The sequence below is a fragment of the Sutterella sp. KLE1602 genome (assembly GCF_001578585.1).
Classification (GTDB): Bacteria; Pseudomonadota; Gammaproteobacteria; order Burkholderiales; family Burkholderiaceae_F; genus Sutterella; species Sutterella wadsworthensis_A.
On record NZ_KQ968517.1, the window covers coordinates 1 to 24,167 of the forward strand.

Genomic DNA, 24,167 nt, shown 5'->3' on the forward strand with positions numbered 1-24,167 from the left:
CGTTAGATTGTGCCCATGCCTGGCACACCAAAAAGGCCCTGCGGACCGATGTGGTCCGCAGGGCCTTTTTCCCCTGTGTTCGGTCGCGGGGCTTCCGTAGGAGTCCCCGCGAATTGATCGGAAGGTCGATGGGCCTGAAGATCAGAAGCGGAAGTCGCGTTCGCCGTCGGCGATGCGGATCAGGCGCTTTTCGCTGGCGATGCGGATCTTCTCGTGCGGAATCTTCGGGAGTTCGTTGGCGATGACGCGCTCGCCGGCCTCGCGGGTTTCCTTCGAGGCGTAGTCGCACATGTACTCCTTCATCGTCATGATGGCGTTGGCCTGGCAGTACGTGGCGATGCTGCCGTCCTTGGCCCATTCCATGAAGCGGTCGCCCGTGCGGCCGGCGCGGTAGCAGGCCGTGCAGAAGGACGGAAGGTAGTGGTTCTCGAGGAGCCAGCGGACGATTTCGTCGAGCGAGCGGCGGTCGTTCGTCTCGAACTGTTCGGTCTTCTCCTCCATCTCCTGGACGGAGCGGATGGCGTAGCCGCCCACGGACGTGCGGGAGCCGCCGGAGATCTGGGAGATGCCGAGCTTGAGGGCTTCGGTGCGGATGCGCTGGCCTTCGCGGGTCGACATGATCATGCCGGTGTAGGGCACGGCCATGCGGATGAGCGCGACGATCTTGAGGAAGAGGTCGTCGGGCACGGCGTTCTCGAAGGAGGCCGGATCGATGTCGTCGGCCGGGCAGATGCGCGGCACGGAGATCGTGTGCGGACCGACGCCCCAGACGGCTTCAAGATGCTCGGCGTGCATGAGCAGGCCGACGAAGTCGTAGCGGCAGAGATCAAGCCCGAAGAGCACGCCGAGCCCCACGTCGTCGATGCCGCCTTCCATGGCGCGGTCGTGCGCCTCGGTGTGGTAGGCGTAGTCGGACTTCGGTCCCTTCGGATGCAGCTCCTCGTAAGCCTTGCGGTTGTAGGTCTCCTGGAAGAGCTGGTAGGTGCCGATCTCGGCCTCGTGAAGCTTGCGGTAGTTCTCGACCGTCGTGGCGGCGATGTTCACGTTGAGGCGGCGGATGGCGCCGTTCTTGTGCTTGATCGAGTAGATGGTCTTGATGGACTCGAGGATGTACTCGATCGGATTGTGCTTGGGGTGCTCGCCCGCCTCAAGGAGCAGGCGCTTGTGGCCGAGGTCCTGGAGCGCGATCACCTCGTTGCGGATCTCCTCCTGCGTGAGCTTCTTGCGCACGATGCTCTTGTTCTTGGCATGGTACGGGCAGTACGTGCAGGTGTTGACGCAGTAGTTCGAGAGGTAGAGCGGCGCGAAGAGCACGATGCGGCTGCCGTAGATGTGCTCCTTCACCTTGATGGCGGTCTCGAAGATCCTGTCGTTGACCTCCTTGACGTCGCAGGCGAGCAGCACGGCGGCTTCGCGGTGGGTCAGGCCCTTGAACTGGGCGGCCTTGTCAAGGATGCTCATGAGCAGCGGAGCGTCCGACTTGTGCTCTTCGGCGTAGGCGAGCGTGTCGCGGATTTCCTGATCGTTGATGAACTCTTCCGCTACGCGGGACTTGGGGTCGTAAATGGCCATTTTTTTCTCGTCGAGTTGACTGGGGTCTTGTGGGATGTGCACTCCGCCTCAAAAGCAACACGGCCGATCAGATGTCCTCTGAATCGGCCGTGTTGCTTGTGTTTCGGAGAGTTGCAGGCTGGGTGTCTCAGGCCGTGCCTGCCGTGTTGGAAAGTATTTTGCCTTATGCCTTTTATTTTGTAAAATGCAAATATTGCACGGCGGATTGCGGAAAATGAAATTGTCGGTGAGGTCCGGAAGGAGGATGAAATGGAACTGAAGGCAAGGTCGATCAAGCTCTTTTGCGCGGTGGTGGAGACGGGTTCGCTCCTCTCGGCCGCGAACCAGAACGCGATGAGCGCGCCCGCGGCGAGCAGGGCGGTGAGCCAGCTCGAGGACAGGCTCGGCTGCAGGCTCTTCGACCGCTCGACGAAGAACCTGACGCTCACCGAGGACGGCAAGGCGTTCTATCGCGTGGCGAAGGAGTCGATGCGCGCCTGGCACATGCTCGAGGACTTTCCGAAGCAGAGGGCCTCGACGAAGAAGCAACTGCGCATTGCCGTGCTCGCCCGCCACTGCAGCAACGTGATCATTCCCGCAGTGGCGAAGATCCTCAAGGCCCACGAAGAGACGCTGAGGATCACGATGGACGTGCACCAGAGCCGCGACATCTACTACTCTAAGTTCTCGCATCCCTTCGACGTGGGCTTCGGCACGCTGCTCAGCAGTCACGACGACCTGCAGAAGGAGGCGATCGCGCACCTGCCCTTCAGGCTGGTGGTTCCGAAGACCAATCCCATGAGCCGGATGGAGAAGGTGAGGCTCGAGGACTATGCGCACGAGAACTTCATCCTGCTTTCCGCCGACAAGCTTGAGCGCGAGTACATCAGGAGCCTGCATCCCGCGCTCACGCCCGACAGGATCGTGGCCGAACTCTCCTCGACGCAGGTGGCGCTGAGGTTCGTCAAGCGCGGCATCGGCGTGCACATCACGGACGAGCTCGCGGCGATGAGCGTCTCGGACGACTGCGCGGCGGTCCCCCTCGAGAACCCGCTCACGATTCCCTTCTACGTCTTCTGGCCTGTCACCTCGGAGAGCCTCTGGCCCGAAATCAGGCAGTGCATCGCCGAGATCGCGGGCAGCATCCGCGCGGCGGGCATCCCGCTCACGGAGGCGGGCGAGAGCTATCTGAAGGCCTGATGAGGTCCTGGGTCGAACGGCGGCCGAAGGGAAGCGGAAAGGAAAAATCCCACGGCCGGCAGCGGCGCGCGGGATTTTTTTCAAGGCGTCGCGGGACGGTCGTCCCGCGGCGGAAGGCTCATCGGATCAGACCCAGCCCTTCCGGCGGAACTCCTTGAGCTTCGCGGCGAAGTACTTCATGTCGTCGGGCGTCGAGAGCGAGACGCGGCACCATTCGACGGCGGGCGGGAACGGGCGGCCGACGAGGATGTTCTCCGCCTTCATGCGGTCCTGGAAGGGCTTGAGCGGGGCCTTGAGGTTCATGAAGATGAAGTTCGTCTGGCTGTCGAGATACTCGATGCCGAGTTCGTCGAGGGTCTTGCAGACGATCACGCGGGCGTCCTCGTTGGCCCTGCGGGAGTTCGGGATGAAGTCCTTGTCTTCGAGCTCGACGAGCGCGGCGGCGATGGCCGAGTTGTTGAGCATGATGTCGTAGGCGACCTGGGTGCGGACCTTGTTGACGACGGCGGGCGCGGCATAGGTGAAGCCGAGGCGCATGCCGGCCATGGCGAAGATCTTCGAGAAGGTCTTGAGCACGCACAGGTTTTCGAGCCCCTCGTCGACGAGCGTCTTGCAGGAGACGAAGGACGGATCGCGGACGTATTCGGCGTAGGCCTCGTCGATGACGAAGAAGACGTCGGCCGGACGAGAGCGGATCCAGTCGTGAAGGGCCTTCGAGTCGACGATGGTCGAGGTTGGGTTGTTCGGGTTGACGAAGTAGACGATGACGGGGCCGTTGATGCCCGCGACGGTCTTCTTCATGGCCTCAAGGTCGACGGACCACTTCGCGCCCATCGGCACGGTGACGACCTTGACGTTGTTCTTGCGGGCCGTGTCGGCGCCGTCGCTGTAGGTGAGTTCGGGACAGATGAGGCAGACGCCGGGACGGATGTGGGCCTCGATGCTCGCGCGGATCGATTCGGCGGAGCCGTGCGAGAGCATCACGTTCTCGGGCTTGCCGCCCATGAAGTCGGCGCAGGCCTTGCGGAGCCTTTCGGCTGCGACGAACGGGTAGCGGTTGGCGTCGGGCAGGGCTGCGATCGCGGCGTCGCGGGCGGCGGGCGTGAGGCCGAGCGGATTTTCGTTGAAGCAGAGCGCCATCGGCTTTTTGGCCGTGGGCGGCGTGAACTTGGGCAGGGCGGGCGCAGGCGCGGCCTGCGCGGAGCCGAGCATGAGGGAGCCCGCGCCAAGGGCGGCGGCTCCGAGGAAATTGCGGCGGTTCAGGGGCATGATGCTCTCCGGGTGTCTGTGACTGGGGCCGGTGCGCGGCACCGGCGTTTCAGTCATTGTGACTCGAACGAAGGCTCTTGATGTCTCCTTGATGCGCTCTGCAAGAGGGAATTTCGCACTTTGTTGAGCGACTTCAGAGCGCTTGGGCGGAATGCTTTAGGGAAAACGGATTAGAACGGTTCTCAGGAGGGCATTCTGCCCGGCTGCGCCCTACGGCGCGACGCGCGGCCAGGCGGACTGCCAGGGGCCCGAGAGGAGAGCCGTGAGCCTCGCCTCGTCCTCCGCGATCCTGCTTCGGGTGCTGAGCGCCCCGTCCCTGAGGCTGCAGAAGGTGCGTGCGCACAGAAGCGCACGGGCGAATGCGGTCCAGCTCGCGCAGCGCGCGATCGCCTCGCCCGCGATGCGGCGTCTCAGGCGTTCGATGTCGGCGGGCTGGACCATCTCGACGTATAGCGCGGCCTCGAGAAGCGCGGCGCTCTGGGAGAGTTCGAGGGCGCGCAGGCGCGTCCAGTCGAAGTCGTTGCGGAAGGCGTCGACGAACATGCGCCTGCGGCGCATCGTCTCCTGCTCGGCGGGCGAGAGCGCGAGCATGTCGAAGCCCGACCAGCCGAGCGCCATGGTGTCCTTCATCAGGCGGCTGACGGTCTGGGCGTCGGAGATGCGGCGGTAGAGCCTGGTGACGGGGGCGCCGTCGACGATCACGCGGAAGCGTTCCTCGAGGTCGTCGGGCGACATGATCTCAAGCTCGGTCGAGAGGCGGTGGCCGACGTCGCTTGCAGCGTTGACGTCGCCCGCAGGGATGACGCCTTCATCCCATCCCTCCGTCCAGAGCGTGAAGCGCGCGATGTTCGCGGCCGTGCCCTCGAAGTCAATGTTGTCCCAGACGCGAGGCGCGGATCTGGTCTTCACGTCGCCGAGGCGCACGAGCGCGGCACGCAGGTCCGAAAGGACGGGCTGCATGGCGGCGGATGGCATCAGGAGCTCGATCGGTTCTTCGTCGTTCGTCATGGGGTTGGGAGCCGGAGGATGGGGCGACCCTTCATTTTATCCCGCTGAGCGGGAGCCGCTCGCGTCGTCGGCGTGCGTGATCGTCATGAAGCAGGGATCGGCCTTGCAGTGGAAAATCGCCTCGAAGCGCTCGCCCGACGAGTTGACGAGGACGAGCGGCTCGGGCCTGAAGGCTTCGCGCGGCGTCTTCTCGAGCAGTTCGGGGAAGGCCTTGAGCATCTTCGGACAGCGCTTGAGCGCGGCGCGGATGCAGTGGCGGCAGGTCATGAGATCCGCCTTCTCCACGGGCTTGATCTCGAAGGCGGGCGCGGTCACGCGGGCGCCGTGGCGCTCGTAGAACTCGCGCGCGGCATCGTTGGCGACGTTGGCGGCGAAGCCGAGGATGCGGTCGGGATAGGGCGCCTCGTCGTCGACGGGGGCGCGGCCGGGACGGACCCGGGCTTCCTCGCGCATCTTCGTGAGCGCGTCGACGGCTTCGCGGCGCATCATGTTGACAACCGAGGCGGGCACGAAGACGTCGAGGTCCTCGGGCACGAAGATGTCGGAGGCCGTGTAGAGCGTGTCGCCGAGCCTGCCGAGGTTCCTGATGAGCGTCTCCCTGTTGCGCTCGGGGTTCGAGGGGGCGTCGAGATCCATCGCCACATGAGCTTCGGCGCATTCGCGGCCGTCGGTCACGATGAGCGTGAGCGCGTCGTCCTCGACGAGGAAGGTCATGACGATCGGAATGCGGCGCACGGCGGACTCGCCCGAGAGCTCGCGCACGAAGGAGCGGTCGAGGTTGCGCATGAGCGTCATGCCGCGGCGAAGCCCCTCGGGGAGTTCGCGGCGGTTGCGCAGCGTGAGCCTGACGAGGCCTCTGCCGGCGGGATCGGCGCGGTTGACGGCAAGGCCGTGGACCTCCTCGTCGTCGCCGAGATAGGTGAGGCCGTCGCCGTTGGCAAGCGAGACGCCCGCGGCGGGACGCACGAGGATTTCGCCCGGCTCGACGCGCTCGCAGCGGCCGACGGGGCTGCCCGTGTTCTTGGGGCTCTCGAGCTGGGCGAGTTCGTAGGGCTTTTCAAACTGACGGCCGTGCACGAAGTAGTCGGTTCGGCTCCTCTGGAAGCTCTTCTCGGGATCGGGCGTGAAGCTGAAGGTCGAGACGCCGTCGGAGGTGCGGGAGAGTTCGGGGCGTCGCGCGATGATGGCATCGAGCTTCTGACGGTACCAGGCTGTGATGTTCTTCACGTAGACGAGGTCCTTGAGGCGGCCCTCGATCTTGAAGGACGAGACGCCCGCGTCAATCAGGGCCTCGAGGTTGTCGGTCTGGTTGTTGTCGCGCAGCGAAAGCACGTGGCTGCGGCGGGCGATCTGCTCGCCCGACTCCGTGTAGACGTCGTAGGGCAGGCGGCAGAGCTGCGCGCAGGCGCCCCTGTTGGCGCTTCGTCCCGTGATCGCCTCGCTGATGTAGCACTGGCCCGAAAAGCTCACGCAGAGCGCGCCGTGGATGAAGTACTCGATGCGCGCCGAATGGAGCGCGGCGCGGCAGGCGGCGACCTCGGCGAGCGAGAGCTCGCGCGCGAGCACCATCTGCGAGAAGCCCGCCTTCTCGAGGAACGCGGCCTTTTCGGGCGTGCGGATGTCGCACTGCGTCGAGGCATGGAGCTCGATGTCGGGCAACGGGCCCGCCATGAGGCCCATGTCCTGAACGATCAGGACGTCGACTCCGGCCTTGGCGGCGTCGAAGGCAAGCGAGCGGGCGCGCGGAAGCTCCTCGTTCGTGAAGAGCGTGTTGAGCGCCATGAAGACGCGGGCGTTGTAGCGGTGCGCGTACTCGGCGAGACTCGCGATGTCGTCCATCGTGTTGCCCGCGGACTGGCGGGCGCCGAAGGCAGGGCCGCCGATGTAGACGGCGTCGGCGCCGTGATCGATCGCGGCGATGCCGGTGTCGGCGTCGCGGGCGGGGGCGAGAAGTTCAAGAGCGGTGAGGGGAAGAGGCGTGTGGGACACGAAGAAATCCTCGGGATTGTCGTGGAAAGGCCGCGCGGGCGTGCGTCCGGTGGCCTGTGCATGAGGGGACGAGCGTCAGTGACGGAGCGTGATGCCGGCGGGTTGCCTGTAGAGCTCGGGTCTGGCGGGGCCCGTGACGGCGCAGGTCTTGACGGCGAGGTACTTGGCGAGCTCCTCGTCGCCCGCCTTTTTGGCGAAGTCTGCGGCGGACATGCCCCTGTCGGTGCAGTAGTCGCGGTAGGCGCCTGCGCGAAGGAGCATCATGACGGCCTCGCGGCTCGGTTTCCTTGCGGCCATGTCGAGCGCGGTGATGCCCGCCTTCGTCTGGGCGTTGACGTCGGCGCCGAGTTCGATGAGGCGCTTCATCATGGAGGTGCGGCCTTCGGTGGCGGCGTAGTGGAGCGGCGTCCAACCGCGGGTCTTGTTGACCTTCGCACCGAGCTTGAGCAGCCTGTCGAATTCAGCCTCGCGGCCCTTGATCACCGCAAGCATGAGCGGCGTCTCGCCGTGGCGGTTCTCCATGTTGACGTCAATGCCCTGGGCGTCGAGCAGCACGCGGGCGAGATCCCACGACTCGCTGCGCAGGGCCCAGGTGAGCGGCGTGTCGCCGTTTTCGAGCACGATGTTGGGCGTGATGCCCGTGGAGAGAAGGCGCCTGACGTCGGCGGCGTTGCCGGCGGCGATCGCCTGATTGAAGTCGTGCGTGTTGCGGGCCATCTGATCGACCTCGGCCTCGGAGAGGACGAAGGCGCCCGGGTCGCCTGCGGACGACGCGTCGGCGGACGATGCGAGGGGCGCGCAGAGCAGAAGCGGGGCGGCGGCAAGAAGAACGGCGAGCTTTTTCATGGAATGGTTCATGCTTCCTCAAGACGGATGGGCAGGCGGAAGAGCCTGACGGCGTTGGCCGTAGTTTGTCGGGCGACGTGCGCTTTGTCAACGCCGAAAAGTCCTGCGAGACATTCTGCGACATATTCGACGTACTGCGGCTCGCATCGCCTGCCGCGCATGGGCACGGGCGCCATGTAGGGACAGTCGGTCTCGAGCAGGAGGCTTTCGAGCGGAAGCGCCCTCGCGGTCTCGCGCAGCGCCTCGTTTCGCTTGAAGGTGAGGTTGCCCGTGAAGCTTACGTGGCCGCCCGCGTCCACGACGGCGAGCGCCGTGTCCGTGTCGCCGCAGAAGCAGTGCATCACGAAGCCGACGTCGCCCGCGTGCATGTCGCGCAGGATCTCGAGCGCCTCGCGCTCGCTGTCGCGCGCGTGGATGATGAGGGGCTTGCCGATGGCCTTCGCGGCCTCGATGTGGCGGCGAAAACGTGCGCGCTGCCAGTCAAGCGGCTCCTTGCACCAGTAGAAGTCGAGCCCCGTCTCGCCCACGGCGGCGAACCCCGGGCGCGAACAGATCTCGGCGATCCGCTCGACGGTGGGCTCGGGCTTGTCGGGAAATTCGGGATGAAGCGCCCAGGCGCCGAAGAGCCAGCCCGGATGCTCCGCGAGGAGCGCCTCGAGCTTCGGGAGCTCGTCGTCCTCGCAGGCGATGACCATGGCGGCCGCCATGCCCGCCGCCTTCATGCGCGCGATGACCTCGTCGCGGTCCTCGTCGAAGGCGTCGCTGTTGAGATGGCTGTGTGAATCGATGAACTGCATGTGCTGTTGCCTCAATAGTCCCAGTCGGAGGGCCGGTCGGTCTTGACGAAGGGCTAGCGCCTGAGGGCGCCGCGGCTGTAGGCCTGTACGGCGTCCTCGCGCCAGTCGCGGCGGTACACGAGATGGAGCGCCGTCGAGAGATAGAAGAGCGTCTGAATGCCGAGGATTCCCCAATAGGGAAGGATGGACTCGGTGAGGGCCCCGTCCTGCGAGGCCGCAAGGAGCGCGGGCACTGCGGGCGAGGTCGGAATGAAGAGCGAGAGCGCGAAGACGGGCTCGCTCAGCACGTTCGTCATGGGCCAGATGCCGCCCGAGATGAATACGGCGGGGGCCGAGATCATCACGACGGCCTGGCTCGACCAGCGGTTCGAGCCCAGAAGGATCGTGACCGCCATGCCGAAGGAGGCGACCGAGGCCGAGAAGAGCAGGCCGGTGCCCAGCGTCGCGGCAACGCTGCGCATGGAGCCGTACTCGTGCCACCAAAAGTCGAACCCCTGCATGTAGACGAACCAGAGGAAGGTGATGAGCGTGAAGGCGAGCCAGACGGCCGCGCCCCTGTGGAGCGGACGGTCGAGCGCGGCCTCCACGAAGGGCTCGCGCCTTGCGGCGACGAGCCAGCCGCCGAGCGCCATCGTGATGGCCATGAGCATCACGGCCTGAATGATCACGGGACCCACGACGGGCACGGTGTAGTTGCCGTAGCCGCCGATCTCGTTGTACATGTACTGCACGCGAAGGCCGGGCGCGGCCTGATGGTGCGAGTGCACGCTCGTGCCGGGGAGCCCCGTCGCATAGACGGCCGCATCGTCGAGGAGCTTCGTCTTGTCGGTCACGACGCCGCCCAGAGCGGCCTGAACGGCTCGGGCCTTCACGGGGAAGGCGCCGTTGCCGAGCACGTGCACGGTGACGTTCTCGCCTCGGGTGAGGGACTTCTCGAAGTCCTTCGGAATCGTGATGAGAACCGAGAACTCCTCGCGCCTGAAGGCCTCCATCGCCTCGCCTTCGTCCTGCGTGATGCGCACGACGCTGATGGCGGGCGAGGCGTCCATGGCCGTGACGAGACGGCGGGCGGCGGCCGAGCGGTCAAGGTCGAGCACGGCCGACGGGACGTGCTGGATCTGCTGGTTGCCGTAGGGCCAGGCGTAGAAGATCAGGTAGAAGGCGATCGCGCCCGCGAAGATGAGGATCGTGTCGCGGGAGAGAAAGGAGGCCTTGATCGTGTGTAGGAAGGTGTACCAGAAGCCGGGCGCCTTCATCTGCTCAGCCTGATTGTTCCTGTTCATCGTGCGCCTCCCTGCGTTTCGTCGGTGATGAGGCTCTCCTTGACGAGGAGTGTGCGGATGCGGTCCTTCTCGGGGTCCTTCGAACTCCAGACGCGCAGGCGCACGCCGAGGATCGGAAGGCCGGCGGCCATGGGCACGACGATGAGGAGCGCAAGGGGCCCGAGGCGCGTGAAGATGTGGTCGAGGGGCGAATTCAGGATCCAGCACTCGCCCTGGACCGCGAGGTAGTGCGTAAGCGGCAGGAGCTGCCCGAAGAAGGCGGCGCCCGGCGTCATCGACTCGAGCGGATAGGAAAAGCCCGTGAACGGAAAGGACGGCGCGGCAAAGCAGATGAGCGCCGAGACGGCGATCGGCCAGCTGAGCGAGACGGCCGTGAAGAGGATGGCGATCGCGGCCATGGCCGCGATGAGCATCACCGTGGCGCCGATCCAGACGCCGACGGAGCCTGCGGCCGTCCAGCCGAGCACGCCCGTGAGGCCGAACACCCAGCACAGGCCGAGCACGACGTAGAAGACGAACCAGGGCAGGAGTTTGCCTAGGATTGCGGCGGACGCGAAGTCGTTTGCGGCCGCAAGAAGGCGCGTCGCACCTCCGTCGCGCCACTCGCGCACGAGCACGCCCGAGAAGGTGAGTCCTGCGGCAAGCGCGATGAGGCCGGGAATGAGCGTCGGCAGCAGGTAGGCGCTGAAGTTGAAGCCTGTGTTGCCGAGGAAGTAGACCTCGGGCGAGGCGATGCGCAGGTTGTTCGACTCGGCCTTGAGCGAGCCGCCGCGCGCGGCGGTCATCCTGATCGTGCCCGCGCTCTTCATGACGGCGGCGAGCGCCGTCTTCACGTCCACTTCCAGAATGGTGCCGACGGCGTAGTAGCTTTTGTTGATGATGAGCTCGAGCGTGCTGCCGCGTCCGTTCAGGCTGTCCTTCGTGAAGTCCCTTGGAATGACGATCGTGCCGTAGGTTTCTGCGCGCGAGAGCGCGGCTTCGGCTTCGGTCGCGGTTTCAAAGCCCCTGAGGCCGAGGCTCGGTACGGCATCGAGGACCATGACGAGCTCACGCGCGAGCGGGCCGCCGTCCTCGTTGACGAGACCCACAGGGAGCTTCGTCATGAGGCCGGTGCCGAAGGTGTTCGCCACGAAGAGCAGCCACATGACGGGCAGGAGTGCGCAGATCACCCACTGCTGCGGGTGCCTGCGGGTGTAGCGACATTCGATGCGGGCTGTGTTGACGAGGCCCTCAAACCAGTGCTTCATGGCGTGCCGCTCAGCGCTCGACGATGACGGTCATGCCAGGACGCAGGGCGGGAAGCTCTTCGACGGGACGAGCGCGCACCTCGAACGTGCGCAGGTCGTAGCCCGTCGACTGACGCGTCGCGCGCCAGACTGCGTACTCGCCGCGAGGATTGATCCAGTTGACCTTGAGGTCGACCGTGCGGTTGACGGCGGGGATGAAGCCCTTGAGGACCGTGCCCACCTCGACGCCCGGAAGCTCGTCCTCGCGGATGTTGAAGACGACCCACTTGTCGCTGAGGTCGGTGACAAGCACGAGCGGGAAGCCCGCGGGTGCCACTTCGCCTTCCTCCATCACGATGCGGGTGACTTCGCCCGCGGCGGGCGCCTTCACGATGCTTTCGGAGGCGAGGCTCGAGACTTCGGAGACGCCGCCTCTTGCCTGGTCGACGAGGGCCTTCGCGGCGGTTTTGTCCTCGACGCGGGCACCTTCGTCCACGGCGGAGAGCTTGGCGGCAGCGGCCTCGGTCACCTTGCGTGCGGCTGCAAGCTGGGCGGTCGCCTCGTCATGGCGCTGGGCGGGGATGAGGCCCTCCCTGTAGAGGGCGTCGACGCGTTCGTAGGTCTTGGACGCAAGGGTGAGAGCTGCCTTGGCGCGCTCCCAGTCTGCGCGGGCCGCATCCTTTTCCTGAACGCGGGCACCCGTGTTGGCGAGGTCCTCCCTCGCCTGGGCGGCGCGTTCCTGTGCCTTCACCTGTACGAGCTTGGCCTCGATTTCAGGAATGGCGATCACGGCGACGGTGTCGCCCGCCTTGAGCACGTCGCCCTCGCGGACCTTGAGTTCGGCAAGGCGTCCCGGCACCTTGGCGGAGACGGAGATCGTGCGGGCGTCGACCATGCCCTGCAGGGGCACGGGCGCGGGATGAGTGGCCTCCCAGACACCCCATCCGAGAAAAGCCGCGATGCCTGCGAAGAAGGCGCCTCCCACGAGAAGCGGGACGGAGGAGGCGGGGCGCTTGGGTGCCTGCGCCTGAGTCTGCTGAGCTTGAGTCTGTTCGATCATTTTGTTCCAGCCGGTGGAAAAGCGTTGTTCTGAGTCACTTCACGACCACGAGGTCGCTGCGGGTAAGGGAGTTGACGAAGTCGGGCATGGCGCCTGCGGACGCGTGGAGCAGGGCCCAGCTCACGACGAACTTGTAGGCGGCCGCGCGTCGGGCGACTTCGGCGCCCGTGAGCTTCGTGCGGGCCGTGTCGACGTCGACGGCGTTGGAGAGTCCTTCCGCGAAGCTCGCCTCGCGCAGCCTGAGGTTTTCGCGCGCAAGTTCGACGGTCGAGCCCGTGAGCTCGAACTCCTCGCGTGCCTGCATCACGCGCAGGAAGGCGACCTCGACGGCCGTGGCCACCTGGTTCTTCGCCTCGCTGCGCGCGGCTTCGGCCTTCGTGACCACGCTTCGGGCGGCGTTGAGCTTGTCGAAGCGGTCGTGGTTGTCCCAGAGTGTGAAGGTGACGCCCACGCCGGCCATCCAGTCGGGCTCGGGCAGCGTCAGATAGTGCTTGATGAGGTTCTTGGTGCCGAAGGCGTAGACCTTGGGCTTGAAGCTCGCCTCGGCGGCGGAGATGCCTTCGCCCGCCTGAGCGCGCAGCGCGTTCATCTTCCTGATGGCGGGCGACTGTGTGTCGGCGCGGTTCTGCCACTGGTCGAGCGTGCCCAGATCGCCCGTGAGGACGAAGAGCGGCGAGGAGAGCTCGGGGAGCGAGGTTTCTCGCAGCTGGCGCATCAGCTCCGCTTCGGCCACGCCGACGTCGGACTCGGCCGAGACGAGCGTGCGCTTCGCGTTGTCGCGGGCCACCTCGACGGCGAGGCGCTCGACTTTGGCGATGAGGCCCTTCTGCTCGAAGCGCTTCGCGCGGCGAAGCTCCTCGTTCTGATCCTCGAGCACGCTCCTGTGCAGGGCTGCGACGCTGCGCGCGAGTTGCACGCCCCAATAGCGGGCCGCAAGCTCGGCGTCAAGCGTGTTCTCGCGCATGTCGCGGTCGGCGCGCGTCTCGCTCACCTTGTGGTTGAGCGCGTTCTGCTGCGCGGTGATGAGGCCGCCCGTGTAGATGGGAAGCGTGGCCGTCACGGCCGCACGCGGCCCGCCGATGTCTTCCTTGAAGTGGATGTCGATGTGGTTGTACTTCTGCGCCAGATCCGAGATGATCTGTCCAGGCACGCCGCCGATCGGGCCGCCGAGGCCGGAGAGCTGTCCAAGCCCCGTGTCGATGCCCAGGTCGACGGTCTTGGTGCCCCAGACCTGCTTGACGTCCATCTCGACCTTCGGGCCCGAGAGCGATTTGGCGGCCTCGGCCTCGGACTCGGCGCGGGCGATTTCGGCGCGGTCGGCGGCCATGATGTCGGCGCGCTCGTGCAGCAGGACTCGGGCGTCGCCGAAGCCCATGGGGGCGGTGGTCGACGGTGCGGCAGACGAGGCGCCTGCGGCGAGGGCGGCCATAAGGCCGAGTAAGACCGCGGCTGTGGGACTAGGACGGAGCATGTTCAGGAATCTCGTTTGAAAACGGAATCTGTAATGGTAACACCAAGTACTGCGCCCGACGGAAGGAGCGGAGCCTCTGGCGAAATGCAGGGAATGTTTTTTCGTACGTTTCGTAACGGCGGGAGCACGGGGCCCTGCGCGGTGTTACCATGAACCGAGCTTGTTCGGACCGCCGGAGCGCATGGTGCGCTGCATGCGGTCCCTTCAAAGGAGGCTGAAATGAAGTACAAGGACATCTATACGGAAGCGCCCGCCAATCCCGATACGCTTTCGATGCTCGGGCCCATTGCTCCTCTGGCCGGCAAGTGGTTCGGCGACGACGGCGTCGACACCCATCCGCAGGCGGGCGGCCCCGAAACGGAGCCCTACGTCGAGACGTGGGACTTCGAGGTGATGGATCCGCAGAACAACGGCCCGCAGGTCCTCTACGGCCTGCGCTACCACGTGCACATCACCAAGCCGGGCGAGCTCGCCGCCTTCCATGATCAGGTGGGCTATCTGCTCTACGAGCCCGAGACGCACAAAATCTACATGACGCTCGCCATTCCGCGCGGCCAGATTGCGATGGCCGAGGGCACGGCCATGCCCGGCGACCGCGAGATCCGTCTGCATGCCGAGCGCGGTCAGATGGTCAACGGCATCTGCTCGAATCCCTTCCTCGAGGAGGCCTTCCTCACAAAGTCCTGGGACGTTGTCTTCAAGTTCCATGAGGACGGACGCTTCAGCTACGAGCAGGTCACGAAGCTCGAGATTCCCGGCGTCAAGGGCGAATTCGAGCACACGGATGCCAACACGATGCGCATGATCGAGGCCCCGCGTCCAAATCCCGCCATGATCGAGGAAGGACTCCTCAACCGCTGCCCGAAGGCCTGACGGGCGAAAAGCCTGCATTTTTCTCATTTCGACGTCGTCCGAAAGCGTCAGCGAGCCGCTTCACGCGCTATCATCAAGCGTATGGAGCGGCCCGATGCATTCTCGGAGAACGGACGGCCGCACTCCGACCCAAGGAGCCTGCGGCCGTCTTTCTTTGTGCCGCAGGTCTGCATTCCGGACTCGTCCCAATTTTTCCCCGACATCGACGACAAGCCCATGCAATTGAAGAAGATTGCGATATTGACGCTGGCGGCCCTCGGCCTTGCCGCAACCTGCACGCAGCCCCTTGCCAAGACGGCGGACGAGGTCCGCGCGCGATGTCGCGCCGAGCACCGTCCCTGCGTGGGCCTCGTGCTCTCGGGCGGCGGCGCCCGAGGCTTCGCCCATACGGGCGTGCTGGACGTGATCGAGGAGCTCGGCATCAAGATCGACGTTGTGACGGGCACGTCCATGGGCTCCATGGTTGGCGGCGCCTATGCGGCGGGCTATTCGGCCGCCGAAATCCGCGACATCGTGCTCGGCGTCGACTGGGATCGCATGATGGCGCCCCGCGCCGACCGCGAGGAGCTGCCCTGGCGCCTCAAGGTGGACGACTACAAGAATCTGGCCGTCTCGGGCATCGAGTTCGGCAAGGACGGCCGCGTGAAGCTCCCCGACAGCGTCATCCCGTCCGAGGAGCTCGACCTCTTCCTCAATGACAAGACGGGGCCCGCCAACTACGTGAATGACCTCACCGAGCTGGCCATTCCGTTCGGCGCCATCGCGACCGACCTGGTCTCGGGCGAACGCGTGGTGCTGCAGAAGGACGTGAGCCTCGGCATGGCGATGCGCGCCTCAATGTCGCTGCCCGGCGTCTTCGCGCCCGTCGTGATCCACGACCGCATGCTCGTCGACGGCGGCCTTCTCGACAACCTGCCCGTGTCACTCGCCCGCGAAATGGGCGCCGACGTCATCATTGCGGTGAACGTGGGCACGCCGCTTCTCAAGCGCGAGGAGCTCGGCAACGTCGTCACCGTGATGGCGCAGATGGTGAACCTCCTCACCGAGCAGAACGTCAGGCAGTCGCTTGCCGACCTCGGCCCCGAGGACATCCTGATCACGCCCGACCTTGACGACTTCTCGAGCGCCGACCTCAAGAAGAGCGACAAGATCATCACCCGCGGCTACGATGCCGCGCAGAAGGTCCGCGATCGCCTCGAGCGCCTCGCTTCGCCCGACCGCGCCCAGTGGATCGCCTGGGACGAGACCCGCAAGGGCGCCGTCATGCCGCACACGCGCCGCGACATCCACGAGATCTCCACCGTGAAGGTCGAGGGCCTCAAGGTCGCCAATCCCGAGGCCATCCTCAACGAGCTCGACATCGACACCTCGCGTCCGGTCTCCAATGCCGAAATCGACGCGGCGAGCCGCCGCGTCTGGGCCGACGGCGCCTACAGCTCGGTGCGCTACCGCTTCGAACCGGGCCCCGAGGGCACCGAAGTGCTCGTCTTCGAGCCCAAGGAGAAGAAGCCCGGCTACTCGAGCATCCGCATTGGCGGCTCGCTTGAGACCGACTTCCGCGACGAACACACGTTCACGGTGCTCCTTGCGCACACCTGGGGCTGGCTCAATCCCTGGGGCGCCGAGCTGCGCTCCGAGATCCAGGCGGGCAAGAACCGCAGGGCCGGCGTCGAGTTCTACCAGCCCCTCGGCCCGGGCTCCGACTGGTTCGTCAATCCGAGCTTCGAGTACTCGGTCTCGCCCTTCAACGTCTACGAAAACGGTGAGGCCATCGCGCGCTACAAGAACGAGACCAGCACGGCCCAGATCGGGCTCGGCTACTCGATCGAGCGCCTGGGCTATGCGCGCGTGGCAGCGGGCTACTTCTCCCAGGCCTCGACCCGCACGATCGGCGTGACCGACCTCAGCACGCCCGAGGTCGAGTCTCCGTTCGTGAGCGCCGAGCTTCTGCTCGACACGCTCGACAGCGTCAACTTTCCGACCAAGGGCTACCGCTTCGCCCTGCAGGGCCAGCGCATCTTCGACACGGACGGTCCCGGCTACAAGAACATCTATGAGGCCAACGTCTACGTGCCGATCACCTACGGCCGCTGGACGACGCTCTTCTCGGGCAAGCTGGGCCGCTCCGCCGTGCCGAGCGTCTTCTCGCTGGGCGGCGCTTTCGAGCTCACCGGCAGTCCCTACGGTCGCTGGACGGGCTCCGACATCCAGCTCGGCTCCGTGCGCATCTCGCGCAACATCTCCGACTGGTTGGGCGCAGGCGAGCGCACGGTCTGGCTCGGCGCATCGGCCGAAGCGGGCCGCGCCTACAACCGCGACGAGGAAGGCGAGTCGGGCAACCGCGACTGGCACCGCGCCGTGGGCGGCTACGTGGGCGTCGACAGCATCATCGGCCCCCTCTACCTGATGGTCGGCCGCACGATGGACGAAGGCTGGGGCGTCTACTTCTTCTGGGGCCGCAAGATGTAAGTCCGTCGCACAAAGACGGCATCGTCAGGGCCGCGTCTCGGGATCATGCACTAGAGGCGCGGGTTATACCCCCAAGACAGGGGCGGTTTTTCGAAACCACCCCTTTCGCTCTGATAGTCTGACAGGATGTTTTCTTCAAAACGCCTGACACAGAGGAGTTTGTGTGACACGCCACGAACTGGGCACCGTCTGCGTGCAGGGCGGTTGGCGCCCGAAGAACGGCGAGCCCTGCCAGCTCATCGGGATAGGGAAGACGCTTCTCGAGCGCAAGCTCTCGGGTGTCTTCGAGCACCGCGTCGTGAGGCGAAGCTCCATGCTCTTCAGGGGCTGCGACGACGTCTTCAGGATTCCGCACTCGAGGCACACGACGATCGACGAAGAGGCCGTGCGCGCACATCCCGAGCTCAAGGTGCTCGCTGAATCCGACGAGGCGGGGATCTTCGCCCTCTCAACCGAAGGCGGCAGGCAGATCTTCTTCACCGGACATGCCGAATACGATGCGGGCATCCTCAACGCCGAGTACAGGCGGGACAGGGCGGCGGGCCTTTTCGTGCGGATGAGACAAAAAAGTGCCGGCTCTCCCGAGGGAGCCGGCACATTGGCTTTGAGATGCTGCGCGCGTCGTGATTCAGGCGCGCAGAGATCTTTCAGGCCTTGAGGACGAGCAGGGGCACTTCGCAGCCGGCGGTGATGCGCATGGCGGTGGAGCCCATGAAGGCGGCCCGGAAGTTGCCGTAGCCGTGGGAGCCGATGACGAGCATGTCGAGCTTGCCTTCGCCCGCGTAGTTGCAGATCGCATCACCCACCTTGCCCTTGAGGTGCACGCGTTCGGCGGGAACGCCGGCGTCCTCGAAGACGGTCATGACGGGTTCGACGGCCTGATGGAAGGTCTCTTCGGTTTCGGAGACGTTGATCACTTCAAAGACGGCGTCCTTGCCGAAGAACTCGCGCTGGTTGACGACGAATTCGGCGGCGGCGTGGGCGTAGTCGGAGTGGTCGACGCAGATGCCGACGCGCATGGCGCCTGCGGGGATCTTGTCGCGAACGAGCAGAAGCGGACGCTTCGTGAGGCTGATCACCTTGGCGGAGACGCTGCCCACGAAGAAGCCTTCCATGGCGGAGAGGCCGCGGCAACCCATGACGATGAGGTCGGCGTCCATGTGGTCGGCCTCGCGGACGATGACGGGCGCGAACTCGCCGCCCTCGACCTTGGCGCGGACGTCAAGGTCGCCGGCGTCTTCGCGCATGGCGTCGATGACCTTCATGCCTTCGTCCTGGCTGGCCTTGCGGACGGAATCGAGGCCGAGCGCGTTGATCACGGCTTCGGGGATGGAGTGCTGAACATTGAGAAGCTCAACGGTCGCCTCCTTTTCAGGCGAGAGCGCCTGGCGGGAGGCAATGAAGCGGAGTGCGTTGCGGCAGTGTTCGCTGCCGTCGACGGGAAGAAGAATGCGCATGAAGGATACCTCCTGTTTGTTTGAAGGCCATTGGCCTGAATCCATTCTAGCGCAGGATGTTCGCCCGAAGGGTGGCTAGGAGCGGGTAAAACCGCAGATTTCGGGTGCGTCGCAAAGGCTATCAACATGGGCGTCCGCCTCCTCGAGGAGTCGTGCCCTGTCGGCTTCGGACCACGGATCCCTGACGACGACGGTCTGAATGCCTGCGGCGTGCGCGGCACGCAGGCCGGGAAGCGAGTCCTCGAAGACGAGCGCCTCATCGGCGCGCACGCCGAGGGTCTCGAGCGCGAGGTGGTAGACCTCGGGGTCTGGCTTGATGCGGCTCACGTTCTCGCGCGTGAGAATGGCGTCGAAGACGCTGCTGAATGCAAGCTCGGGCGCGATGTGCGGGTTGACCGTCTCGTAGATGTCGATGTTGGCGCGCTTGGTCGTGGTGGCGACGGCGAGTTTGAAGCCGCGCTCCGAGAGCGTCTTCACGAAGGCGGCCGCGCCCGGCTTGAGGCGCACGTCGGACTTGAGAAGAGCGCGCGAGATGTGGTAGCGCTCGCGATGGACCTCCTCGCCGGGAAGCGGGCTCCCGCAGAAGGCGGCCAGATCCGCGCAGAAGCCGACATAAGGATTGGGTTCGAGGGCATGCCGCACGAGCGCATCCTCACGAAGGCGGGCGAGCGTCACGGGGTCGGCGGCGAGATCGGGACGGCCGAGGCTCGTGGCGAGAAGCTCGTCGACTGCGCTCCAGATGCCGAGAGAGTCAATGAGGGTGCCGTCAAGGTCGAAGATGACCGCCTTTTTGCCTTTGAGCATGATGTGTCCCGATCGTGTTGCGCAAAAGTGAAATTATCTCACGGGCCTCGGCGGCGGGGGCGCCGTGCGCGGCCAAGGGCCCCAGCCCGGTCCCCAGAACCAGCCGTGGTCCATGTAGAGCATCATGCGGTCTCGTTCGATTTCTGCGTCGCGCGCACGCTTCTGGGCGCGCTCGAGCGCCCACTGGAGGTCCTGCTCGGGGCCTGGTGCGGACTTGGGACGGTTGATTCTCACGGTCATGCCGTGTCGCAGGTCGCACAACGGCAGCGCTGCGTCGGTCGAGGCGGAGGCGCCGCTCGGCCACCTTGCCGTAAAGCCGGGAATCTGCGCACACTGTCCGGGATGGGCACCGTGCCTGAGCTCGTTGGTGTCGTACTCGACGTCGAGGGGCGCGCGGCCGTAGACGATGCTTCCCGATGCGTCGGTGATGACGGCGCCCTCGGGTTCGGAGACGACCGTGACGTAGGTAGAACAGCCCGTGAGGAAGACTGGAACGAGCAGAGCGGAAAGAACGGCGGCGCGCATGGTGCCCTCCGGAAAATGAAAGGTTCAGAAGGTCATTCTAACCGCACGTGATGCGGGGCGTACGCCGGCTCACGGAGGTGCCTGCGGGAGAGGTGATTCGCGCCAAAGGAAGGAATGCTGCGGGCGTGAATGGGAGTAAAAGCCAAAAAAACGCCGCAGGGCGGGCCTGCGGCGGTCTTCGGCTCATGGAGTCGAATGCGGCTTAGGGGATGTAGCGTTCGGGTTCGGGGCTTTCGAACTCGGTTTCGATCCACTTGAAGCCGTTGCGTTCGGCAGCCGGGATGCCCGCCTTCGTCGTGACGAGGGTGATGCCGGTGCCCGTGATCTCGCCGTTCTTCATGACGGACTTGCCGGCGACGATCGTCTCGACGGCCTGCTGGCGGTCGTAGTCGAAGACGGTGATGTCGGCGGCGGCGCCTTCGGAGAGGTGGCCGCGGTCATGCAGGCGCAGGTGGCGTGCTGGGTTGACGGAGGTCTTGACGACGAACTCGGGGAGCGTCAGGGCGCCGAACTTGACGAGCGAGAGGCCGACCGAGATGGCGACGTTGCGCGGAATGCAGCCGCCGTCGGTGGAGATGGCGTCGACCACGAAGCTACCGTCCTCGCGCTTGGCCGTGGCGACCATGAAGCGGGAGAGTGCGGGGTTGACGGGGAAGCTGCCTGCGCCCTTCATGCCCTGCTTTTCCCAGAGTTCGAGCGCGGCCTCGCCCTCGACGAGTTCGGACATGAAGCCCGTGTCGGCGATCGCGAAGCAGCGGTGTGTGAGGAAGGCTTCGCGCATGCCGGCGGCGTCGGGCGTGAGGCCGAACGTCTCGAGGCAGGTGCGGGTGACGTGGTCGATGATCTGGCCGTCCTCGTCGCAGTCAAGCACGGTGCCGTTGTTGGGGCTCACGTAGGCTTCGCACCAGAGGTTCGGGTTGGCGCGCAGCATCTCGATGGCTTCCTTCGACTCTTCGTCGACGGGATTGACGCGGCCGCGGCAGTAAGCGTTGATGTGGGCGAGGTGCAGGCGCTGGCCCTTGGCGGCCTCGATGACCTCGCGCATGCCGAGGATGTTGGAGCCAGCGGTGTGAGAGCCTGCGTGCCAGGCAACGTAGGCGTTCATGTCGTTGGCGGTCTTGACGAGCTCGCGGCTCGTTTCAAGCGGCAGCGGCCAGTGGCCGCCCATGATCTTGACGCCGACGGCGCCCTTTTCGAGGCTTTCGCGGACGAACTTCTCGAGCTGCTCGCGCGTGGGCGTCATCGTGCCGCAGTGCTTCATGGGTGAGAAGCCCTCGAGCATCGCGACGTTGATGCCTGCGCTGCAGGTCTTGGACGTTTCGAGGATTTCGTCGACGGGACCCGCCATGTCGAGGCAGGTCGTTACGCCGGCAGCGGCAGCCATGCGTGTGCCGTAAGCGGAGCCGAACATGCTGCCGAGATGCAGATGGGGATCGATGAGGCCGGGCATCACGACGAGGCCCGTGAGGTCCTCGACTTCGGAAACCTCGCCCTTGAGGTTCGGTCCGACGGCTGCAATGAGGCCGTCCTTGACGGCTACGTCCATGACGCCGTCTCGGCCGTTGACAGGGTCCACGACACGGGCATTCTTGAGAAGACGATCCCACATAACTTGGATTCTCCTTTTGGTCGGTGCGGCGCTCGGCCGCCTGGTCTGTTGGTCGGATGGTGGCGGGCGCCTGCGCGCCTCTCCTTAACGCTCCCCGCGGAATTCCCCATCCAATGCGAAGCGTTGAGTGGGGACGGATAACGGGCCAAGCGTCAGCTCGGTAGTTTTATCTCTAGAATTTTAGGATTCACTGTGCCGACGCGTCCGTAGGGTTTTCGCATAGATGCAGGGCACTGCGGCGTCTTTGTCGGCAAAAATGCGATACTTGTGGGCACTTCTGAGCGGTTCCGGTACTCCGTGCCGGCCGTCCGGGCTAAGGACGACGAAGGCCATGATCAAAGGCGAAAAGAACAACATCGACCTCTCATTCGAGGACATGCAGTTTCTGCTGGCGCTCTACGAGACGCAGAGCCTCACGCAGACGGCGGGCGACATGAGGCTCAGCATGGGCGCGGCCTCGCGCAGGCTTTCGCATGTGAGGGAGGTCTTCGGCGACGAACTCTTCGTGCGCTCGGGGCTGTCGATGCTGCCGACGAGCCGAATGCGCGAGCTCCGGGACCGCCTTGCTGAGCTCGTGGACCAGACGCGTCGACTTCTCAATCCCGAGCCGCTTGAGTTGCACGAGATGAACCGCGTGGTGCGCTTCATTTCAGCCGACAACGGCATCGCCACACTACTGAGCGCAGCGGTCGAGCGCTTCTACAATGCCGTTCCGAACAGCCGCTTTGCGATCGAGCCGCTCGACGTGAGGGTGCTCGAGAGGCTTCGCGCCAACGAGGCCGACATGGCATTCTTTCCTGCGACGGAATTGCCGCCCGACTTTCACTCGCTCAGGATCTACCGCTCGAAAAAGGGCATTCTCGTCAGGGATGGACACCCCGTGATCGAGGCCTACGAGAAGGCGGGCGTCATGACCTGGGAGTTGCTCAACCGTTGGCCCGCCGTCTGTGTCACCGCGGGGATGAAGGACGGCGGCGCGAAGAGTGTCGAGGGACGCAGGGTGGGCGTGGTGCTGCCTTACTTCCTGACCGTTCCCTATGTGGTGGCGAGGACGGACTTTACGTTCGAGGGGCCGCTCATCACCCTCAGGCGCTTCATGATGGACTCGCAGTTTCAGTTCAGGATTCTACCGATGCCTGAGGAGTCGGGCCCCTTCGAGCCGAGGCTCGTCTGGCACCACTGCAGCCACACGGACCCCTTCCTGCAGTGGGTGAGGGGGCTCGTGGTGGATGCTGCAAGAAGCGAGGCGAGGCTCCTGGGCGTGATCGACACGTCCGAAGAGTGACGGCGTGCTACTTGATGGCGTCGAGGATGGAGTTCGGCCTGTAGCCGAGCGTCTGGATGGCGACAACGGACTCGCCCTTCTGCAGGCGCAGGATGCGCTCGACGTGGTGGGCGTCGAAGCCCGTGCGGGCGACGCAGGAGAGGTCCATGGCGGCTGCGGCCATATAGACGGCCTGAATCTTGGCGCCCACGTCGATGATCATGCTGCGCGTGCGCATTTCCTCGAGCTTTTCGGGTGTCCAGGCGGAGTGCCTGAGTTTTTCAACGACGCCCTCGCCGAGGCGTGAAATCAGCGTCTCGGTGCGCGGGCGGTTGGAGACGTAGACGATGTGCACGGGCGCAACCTTGAGGTGCGGCGCGGCGAAGAAGGTCTCGCTCCTGAGGTCCGCAAGCTCGCAGAAGAGAAGGCCGTTTTTTTCGGGCACCCAACGCCAGATGCCGTTGCTCTTGAGAAGATAGATGTCGGTCTCGCGCCAGTCGAGCGCGGTGGGCGTGGTGCGGCGTCCGCTCGAGCGGTTGATGCCGTCCGCCGCCCAGAGGATCGTGGCCATGTCGAGGTCGGACAGGGGCTCGTCGCTGAAGGTGCGGCGGGTCTGGCGGCGCTCGAGGACCTCCGTGAGCGGCATGTTGAGGCGACGGGGCTTGGGGAGCGCGCGGAATACGACGTGCGAGTCGTCGGTGCCGAAGCGGCGCTCGAGCTCCTCCTTCACGTCCTCGACCTCTGCGCGCAGGCGCGTGACCTGTCGGTCGAGGTTCTCGCGGATCTCGGATACGTGCTCCTTGAGTTCGCGACGGATTTCGTCGGTGAAGCCGGAGACCTCCCTGCGCAGGTCTTGAAGTGATTTCTTGGACATTCGTGCTTTCCTTCATGCGTGCGCTCCCGGAGCGGGGCGCTTGCCGCATTGTCTGTAGAATAGCGCGAAGACGGACCGTTCTGGGCGGTCCGTAAGTTGCCAAATGTGATGAATGTGTTGATTGAGATGAGGAGGGCTGGCTGATGAGGGCGATTACGGAAGAACGCGCCGGCACCGACATGGTGTTCAGGGTGAGCGTTCCTGCGAACAAGGCGGACGCCGTGAGAAGACATCTCGAGAGCATGATGATGCTTCTCGGGGAGTCCGTCGTCACGATCGGCGCACCCGAGGAGACGCCCGACCTGCCGCCGGGTCCGATGCTCAAGAAGCTCAGAAAGGAAAGGGGACTTTCGCAGAAGTCTCTGGCCGAGCAGCTGGGCACGAATCAGGTCCGCGTCTCCGACATGGAGCAGGGCGTGAGGCCCATTACGCCCGAGTTCGCAACGAAGCTCGCGGCCGTCTTCGGCGTTTCGGCGAGGTTCTTCCTGGTGTAGGCGTCAGGAAAAAGCGAAAACGACGGAACGGAAAAGCCCCGCAGGCAGGAGCCTGGCGGGGCTTTTTTTGGTGTGCCAGGCATGGGCACAATCTAACG

21 protein-coding genes are annotated in these 24,167 nt (G+C 65.2%); 6 read left to right on the forward strand and 15 right to left on the reverse strand.

The genetic code is table 11. The features are described 5' to 3' along the window. Nucleotides 1-141: 141 nt before the first annotated feature. Nucleotides 142-1,566, reverse strand: coding sequence for a [FeFe] hydrogenase H-cluster radical SAM maturase HydG (gene hydG, locus HMPREF3036_RS03690; protein WP_062331715.1), 1,425 nt, complete (start codon nt 1,564-1,566; stop codon nt 142-144). A 255-nt stretch (nt 1,567-1,821) separates the two neighbouring features. Here hydG and HMPREF3036_RS03695 point away from each other — a divergent pair, with 255 nt between their 5' ends. After that, nucleotides 1,822-2,751, forward strand: coding sequence for a LysR family transcriptional regulator (locus HMPREF3036_RS03695; RefSeq protein ID WP_062331685.1), 930 nt, complete (start codon nt 1,822-1,824; stop codon nt 2,749-2,751). A gap of 126 nt (nt 2,752-2,877) precedes the next feature. On the opposite strand, the gene HMPREF3036_RS03700 is transcribed toward HMPREF3036_RS03695, so the two are convergent. From HMPREF3036_RS03700 to HMPREF3036_RS03740, 9 genes are all read right to left on the reverse strand, one after another. Then, nucleotides 2,878-4,020, reverse strand: coding sequence for a pyridoxal phosphate-dependent aminotransferase (locus HMPREF3036_RS03700; RefSeq protein WP_062331716.1), 1,143 nt, complete (start codon nt 4,018-4,020; stop codon nt 2,878-2,880). 210 nt (nt 4,021-4,230) lie between these two features. Further along, on the reverse strand, nt 4,231-5,028 hold the full coding sequence (locus HMPREF3036_RS03705) for a DUF1266 domain-containing protein (RefSeq protein ID WP_062331689.1): 798 nt from the start codon (nt 5,026-5,028) through the stop codon (nt 4,231-4,233). A 36-nt stretch (nt 5,029-5,064) separates the two neighbouring features. Further along, nucleotides 5,065-7,017 carry a peptidase U32 family protein gene (locus HMPREF3036_RS03710; protein ID WP_062331692.1) on the reverse strand — a complete coding sequence of 651 codons (1,953 nt, stop codon included), beginning with the start codon at nt 7,015-7,017 and terminating at the stop codon, nt 5,065-5,067. Between the two features lie 75 nt (nt 7,018-7,092). After that, nucleotides 7,093-7,875 (reverse strand): ankyrin repeat domain-containing protein, encoded by a 783-nt coding sequence (locus tag HMPREF3036_RS03715; RefSeq protein WP_231853564.1) that lies wholly within the window; start codon nt 7,873-7,875, stop codon nt 7,093-7,095. Further along, a complete protein-coding gene (locus HMPREF3036_RS03720; RefSeq protein WP_062331695.1) occupies nt 7,872-8,660 on the reverse strand; it encodes a TatD family hydrolase in 789 nt (262 codons plus the stop codon). The genes HMPREF3036_RS03715 and HMPREF3036_RS03720 overlap by 4 nt, the downstream gene beginning before the upstream one ends. A 53-nt stretch (nt 8,661-8,713) precedes the next feature. Then, a complete protein-coding gene (locus HMPREF3036_RS03725; RefSeq protein ID WP_062331698.1) occupies nt 8,714-9,943 on the reverse strand; it encodes an ABC transporter permease in 1,230 nt (409 codons plus the stop codon). Then, on the reverse strand, nt 9,940-11,190 hold the full coding sequence (locus tag HMPREF3036_RS03730) for an ABC transporter permease (protein ID WP_062331701.1): 1,251 nt from the start codon (nt 11,188-11,190) through the stop codon (nt 9,940-9,942). The genes HMPREF3036_RS03725 and HMPREF3036_RS03730 overlap by 4 nt, the downstream gene beginning before the upstream one ends. A 10-nt stretch (nt 11,191-11,200) precedes the next feature. Continuing rightward, on the reverse strand, nt 11,201-12,229 hold the full coding sequence (locus tag HMPREF3036_RS03735; protein ID WP_062331704.1) for an HlyD family secretion protein: 1,029 nt from the start codon (nt 12,227-12,229) through the stop codon (nt 11,201-11,203). A gap of 34 nt (nt 12,230-12,263) precedes the next feature. Next, on the reverse strand, nt 12,264-13,700 hold the full coding sequence (locus HMPREF3036_RS03740; protein ID WP_062331706.1) for a TolC family protein: 1,437 nt from the start codon (nt 13,698-13,700) through the stop codon (nt 12,264-12,266). A gap of 219 nt (nt 13,701-13,919) precedes the next feature. Between HMPREF3036_RS03740 and HMPREF3036_RS03745 the strand changes: the two genes are divergently transcribed. From HMPREF3036_RS03745 to HMPREF3036_RS03755, 3 genes are all read left to right on the forward strand, one after another. Beyond that, the gene (locus HMPREF3036_RS03745) at nt 13,920-14,573 is read left to right on the forward strand and encodes a heme-binding beta-barrel domain-containing protein (protein WP_005432914.1); all 654 of its coding nucleotides are present in this window, start codon (nt 13,920-13,922) and stop codon (nt 14,571-14,573) included. A gap of 216 nt (nt 14,574-14,789) precedes the next feature. Continuing rightward, nucleotides 14,790-17,042 carry a patatin-like phospholipase family protein gene (locus HMPREF3036_RS03750; RefSeq protein ID WP_062331717.1) on the forward strand — a complete coding sequence of 751 codons (2,253 nt, stop codon included), beginning with the start codon at nt 14,790-14,792 and terminating at the stop codon, nt 17,040-17,042. A 163-nt stretch (nt 17,043-17,205) separates the two neighbouring features. After that, nucleotides 17,206-17,700 (forward strand): homoserine O-acetyltransferase/O-succinyltransferase family protein, encoded by a 495-nt coding sequence (locus tag HMPREF3036_RS03755; protein WP_062331709.1) that lies wholly within the window; start codon nt 17,206-17,208, stop codon nt 17,698-17,700. On the opposite strand, the gene HMPREF3036_RS03760 is transcribed toward HMPREF3036_RS03755, so the two are convergent. From HMPREF3036_RS03760 to HMPREF3036_RS03775, 4 genes are all read right to left on the reverse strand, one after another. Continuing rightward, nucleotides 17,690-18,499, reverse strand: coding sequence for a universal stress protein (locus tag HMPREF3036_RS03760; protein WP_005432908.1), 810 nt, complete (start codon nt 18,497-18,499; stop codon nt 17,690-17,692). The two genes, HMPREF3036_RS03755 and HMPREF3036_RS03760, sit on opposite strands and share 11 nt — an antisense overlap. A gap of 75 nt (nt 18,500-18,574) precedes the next feature. Further along, entirely contained in the window at nt 18,575-19,303 is a 729-nt protein-coding gene (locus HMPREF3036_RS03765) for an HAD family hydrolase (protein WP_005432906.1), read from the reverse strand. A gap of 33 nt (nt 19,304-19,336) precedes the next feature. Further along, on the reverse strand, nt 19,337-19,828 hold the full coding sequence (locus tag HMPREF3036_RS03770; protein ID WP_062331711.1) for a hypothetical protein: 492 nt from the start codon (nt 19,826-19,828) through the stop codon (nt 19,337-19,339). A gap of 202 nt (nt 19,829-20,030) precedes the next feature. Continuing rightward, a complete protein-coding gene (locus HMPREF3036_RS03775) occupies nt 20,031-21,437 on the reverse strand; it encodes a dihydroorotase (protein WP_062331713.1) in 1,407 nt (468 codons plus the stop codon). A 331-nt stretch (nt 21,438-21,768) separates the two neighbouring features. On the opposite strand from HMPREF3036_RS03775, the gene HMPREF3036_RS03780 reads away from it, so the two are divergent. Further along, complete coding sequence (locus HMPREF3036_RS03780; RefSeq protein WP_062331714.1) at nt 21,769-22,722, forward strand: LysR family transcriptional regulator; 954 nt, start codon at nt 21,769-21,771, stop codon at nt 22,720-22,722. 7 nt (nt 22,723-22,729) lie between these two features. Here HMPREF3036_RS03780 and HMPREF3036_RS03785 read toward each other — a convergent pair whose 3' ends face one another. Further along, nucleotides 22,730-23,575 (reverse strand): nitroreductase family protein, encoded by an 846-nt coding sequence (locus tag HMPREF3036_RS03785; RefSeq protein ID WP_005432898.1) that lies wholly within the window; start codon nt 23,573-23,575, stop codon nt 22,730-22,732. Nucleotides 23,576-23,718: 143 nt separating this feature from the next. Between HMPREF3036_RS03785 and HMPREF3036_RS03790 the strand changes: the two genes are divergently transcribed. After that, the gene (locus HMPREF3036_RS03790; protein WP_005432896.1) at nt 23,719-24,069 is read left to right on the forward strand and encodes a helix-turn-helix transcriptional regulator; all 351 of its coding nucleotides are present in this window, start codon (nt 23,719-23,721) and stop codon (nt 24,067-24,069) included. Nucleotides 24,070-24,167 lie beyond the last annotated feature (98 nt).

What these genes read in the sequence shown, in the direction of transcription:
- HMPREF3036_RS03695 (WP_062331685.1), top strand. Translation starts at nt 1,822, where the DNA reads ATGGAACTGAAGGCAAGGTCGATCAAGCTCTTTTGCGCGGTGGTGGAG.
- HMPREF3036_RS03700 (WP_062331716.1), bottom strand. Translation starts at nt 4,020, where the DNA reads ATGCCCCTGAACCGCCGCAATTTCCTCGGAGCCGCCGCCCTTGGCGCG.
- HMPREF3036_RS03705 (WP_062331689.1), bottom strand. Translation starts at nt 5,028, where the DNA reads ATGACGAACGACGAAGAACCGATCGAGCTCCTGATGCCATCCGCCGCC.
- HMPREF3036_RS03715 (WP_231853564.1), bottom strand. Translation starts at nt 7,875, where the DNA reads ATGAACCATTCCATGAAAAAGCTCGCCGTTCTTCTTGCCGCCGCCCCG.
- HMPREF3036_RS03720 (WP_062331695.1), bottom strand. Translation starts at nt 8,660, where the DNA reads ATGCAGTTCATCGATTCACACAGCCATCTCAACAGCGACGCCTTCGAC.
- HMPREF3036_RS03725 (WP_062331698.1), bottom strand. Translation starts at nt 9,943, where the DNA reads ATGAACAGGAACAATCAGGCTGAGCAGATGAAGGCGCCCGGCTTCTGG.
- HMPREF3036_RS03730 (WP_062331701.1), bottom strand. Translation starts at nt 11,190, where the DNA reads ATGAAGCACTGGTTTGAGGGCCTCGTCAACACAGCCCGCATCGAATGT.
- HMPREF3036_RS03735 (WP_062331704.1), bottom strand. Translation starts at nt 12,229, where the DNA reads ATGATCGAACAGACTCAAGCTCAGCAGACTCAGGCGCAGGCACCCAAG.
- HMPREF3036_RS03740 (WP_062331706.1), bottom strand. Translation starts at nt 13,700, where the DNA reads ATGCTCCGTCCTAGTCCCACAGCCGCGGTCTTACTCGGCCTTATGGCC.
- HMPREF3036_RS03745 (WP_005432914.1), top strand. Translation starts at nt 13,920, where the DNA reads ATGAAGTACAAGGACATCTATACGGAAGCGCCCGCCAATCCCGATACG.
- HMPREF3036_RS03750 (WP_062331717.1), top strand. Translation starts at nt 14,790, where the DNA reads ATGCAATTGAAGAAGATTGCGATATTGACGCTGGCGGCCCTCGGCCTT.
- HMPREF3036_RS03760 (WP_005432908.1), bottom strand. Translation starts at nt 18,499, where the DNA reads ATGCGCATTCTTCTTCCCGTCGACGGCAGCGAACACTGCCGCAACGCA.
- HMPREF3036_RS03765 (WP_005432906.1), bottom strand. Translation starts at nt 19,303, where the DNA reads ATGCTCAAAGGCAAAAAGGCGGTCATCTTCGACCTTGACGGCACCCTC.
- HMPREF3036_RS03770 (WP_062331711.1), bottom strand. Translation starts at nt 19,828, where the DNA reads ATGCGCGCCGCCGTTCTTTCCGCTCTGCTCGTTCCAGTCTTCCTCACG.
- HMPREF3036_RS03775 (WP_062331713.1), bottom strand. Translation starts at nt 21,437, where the DNA reads ATGTGGGATCGTCTTCTCAAGAATGCCCGTGTCGTGGACCCTGTCAAC.
- HMPREF3036_RS03780 (WP_062331714.1), top strand. Translation starts at nt 21,769, where the DNA reads ATGATCAAAGGCGAAAAGAACAACATCGACCTCTCATTCGAGGACATG.
- HMPREF3036_RS03785 (WP_005432898.1), bottom strand. Translation starts at nt 23,575, where the DNA reads ATGTCCAAGAAATCACTTCAAGACCTGCGCAGGGAGGTCTCCGGCTTC.
- HMPREF3036_RS03790 (WP_005432896.1), top strand. Translation starts at nt 23,719, where the DNA reads ATGAGGGCGATTACGGAAGAACGCGCCGGCACCGACATGGTGTTCAGG.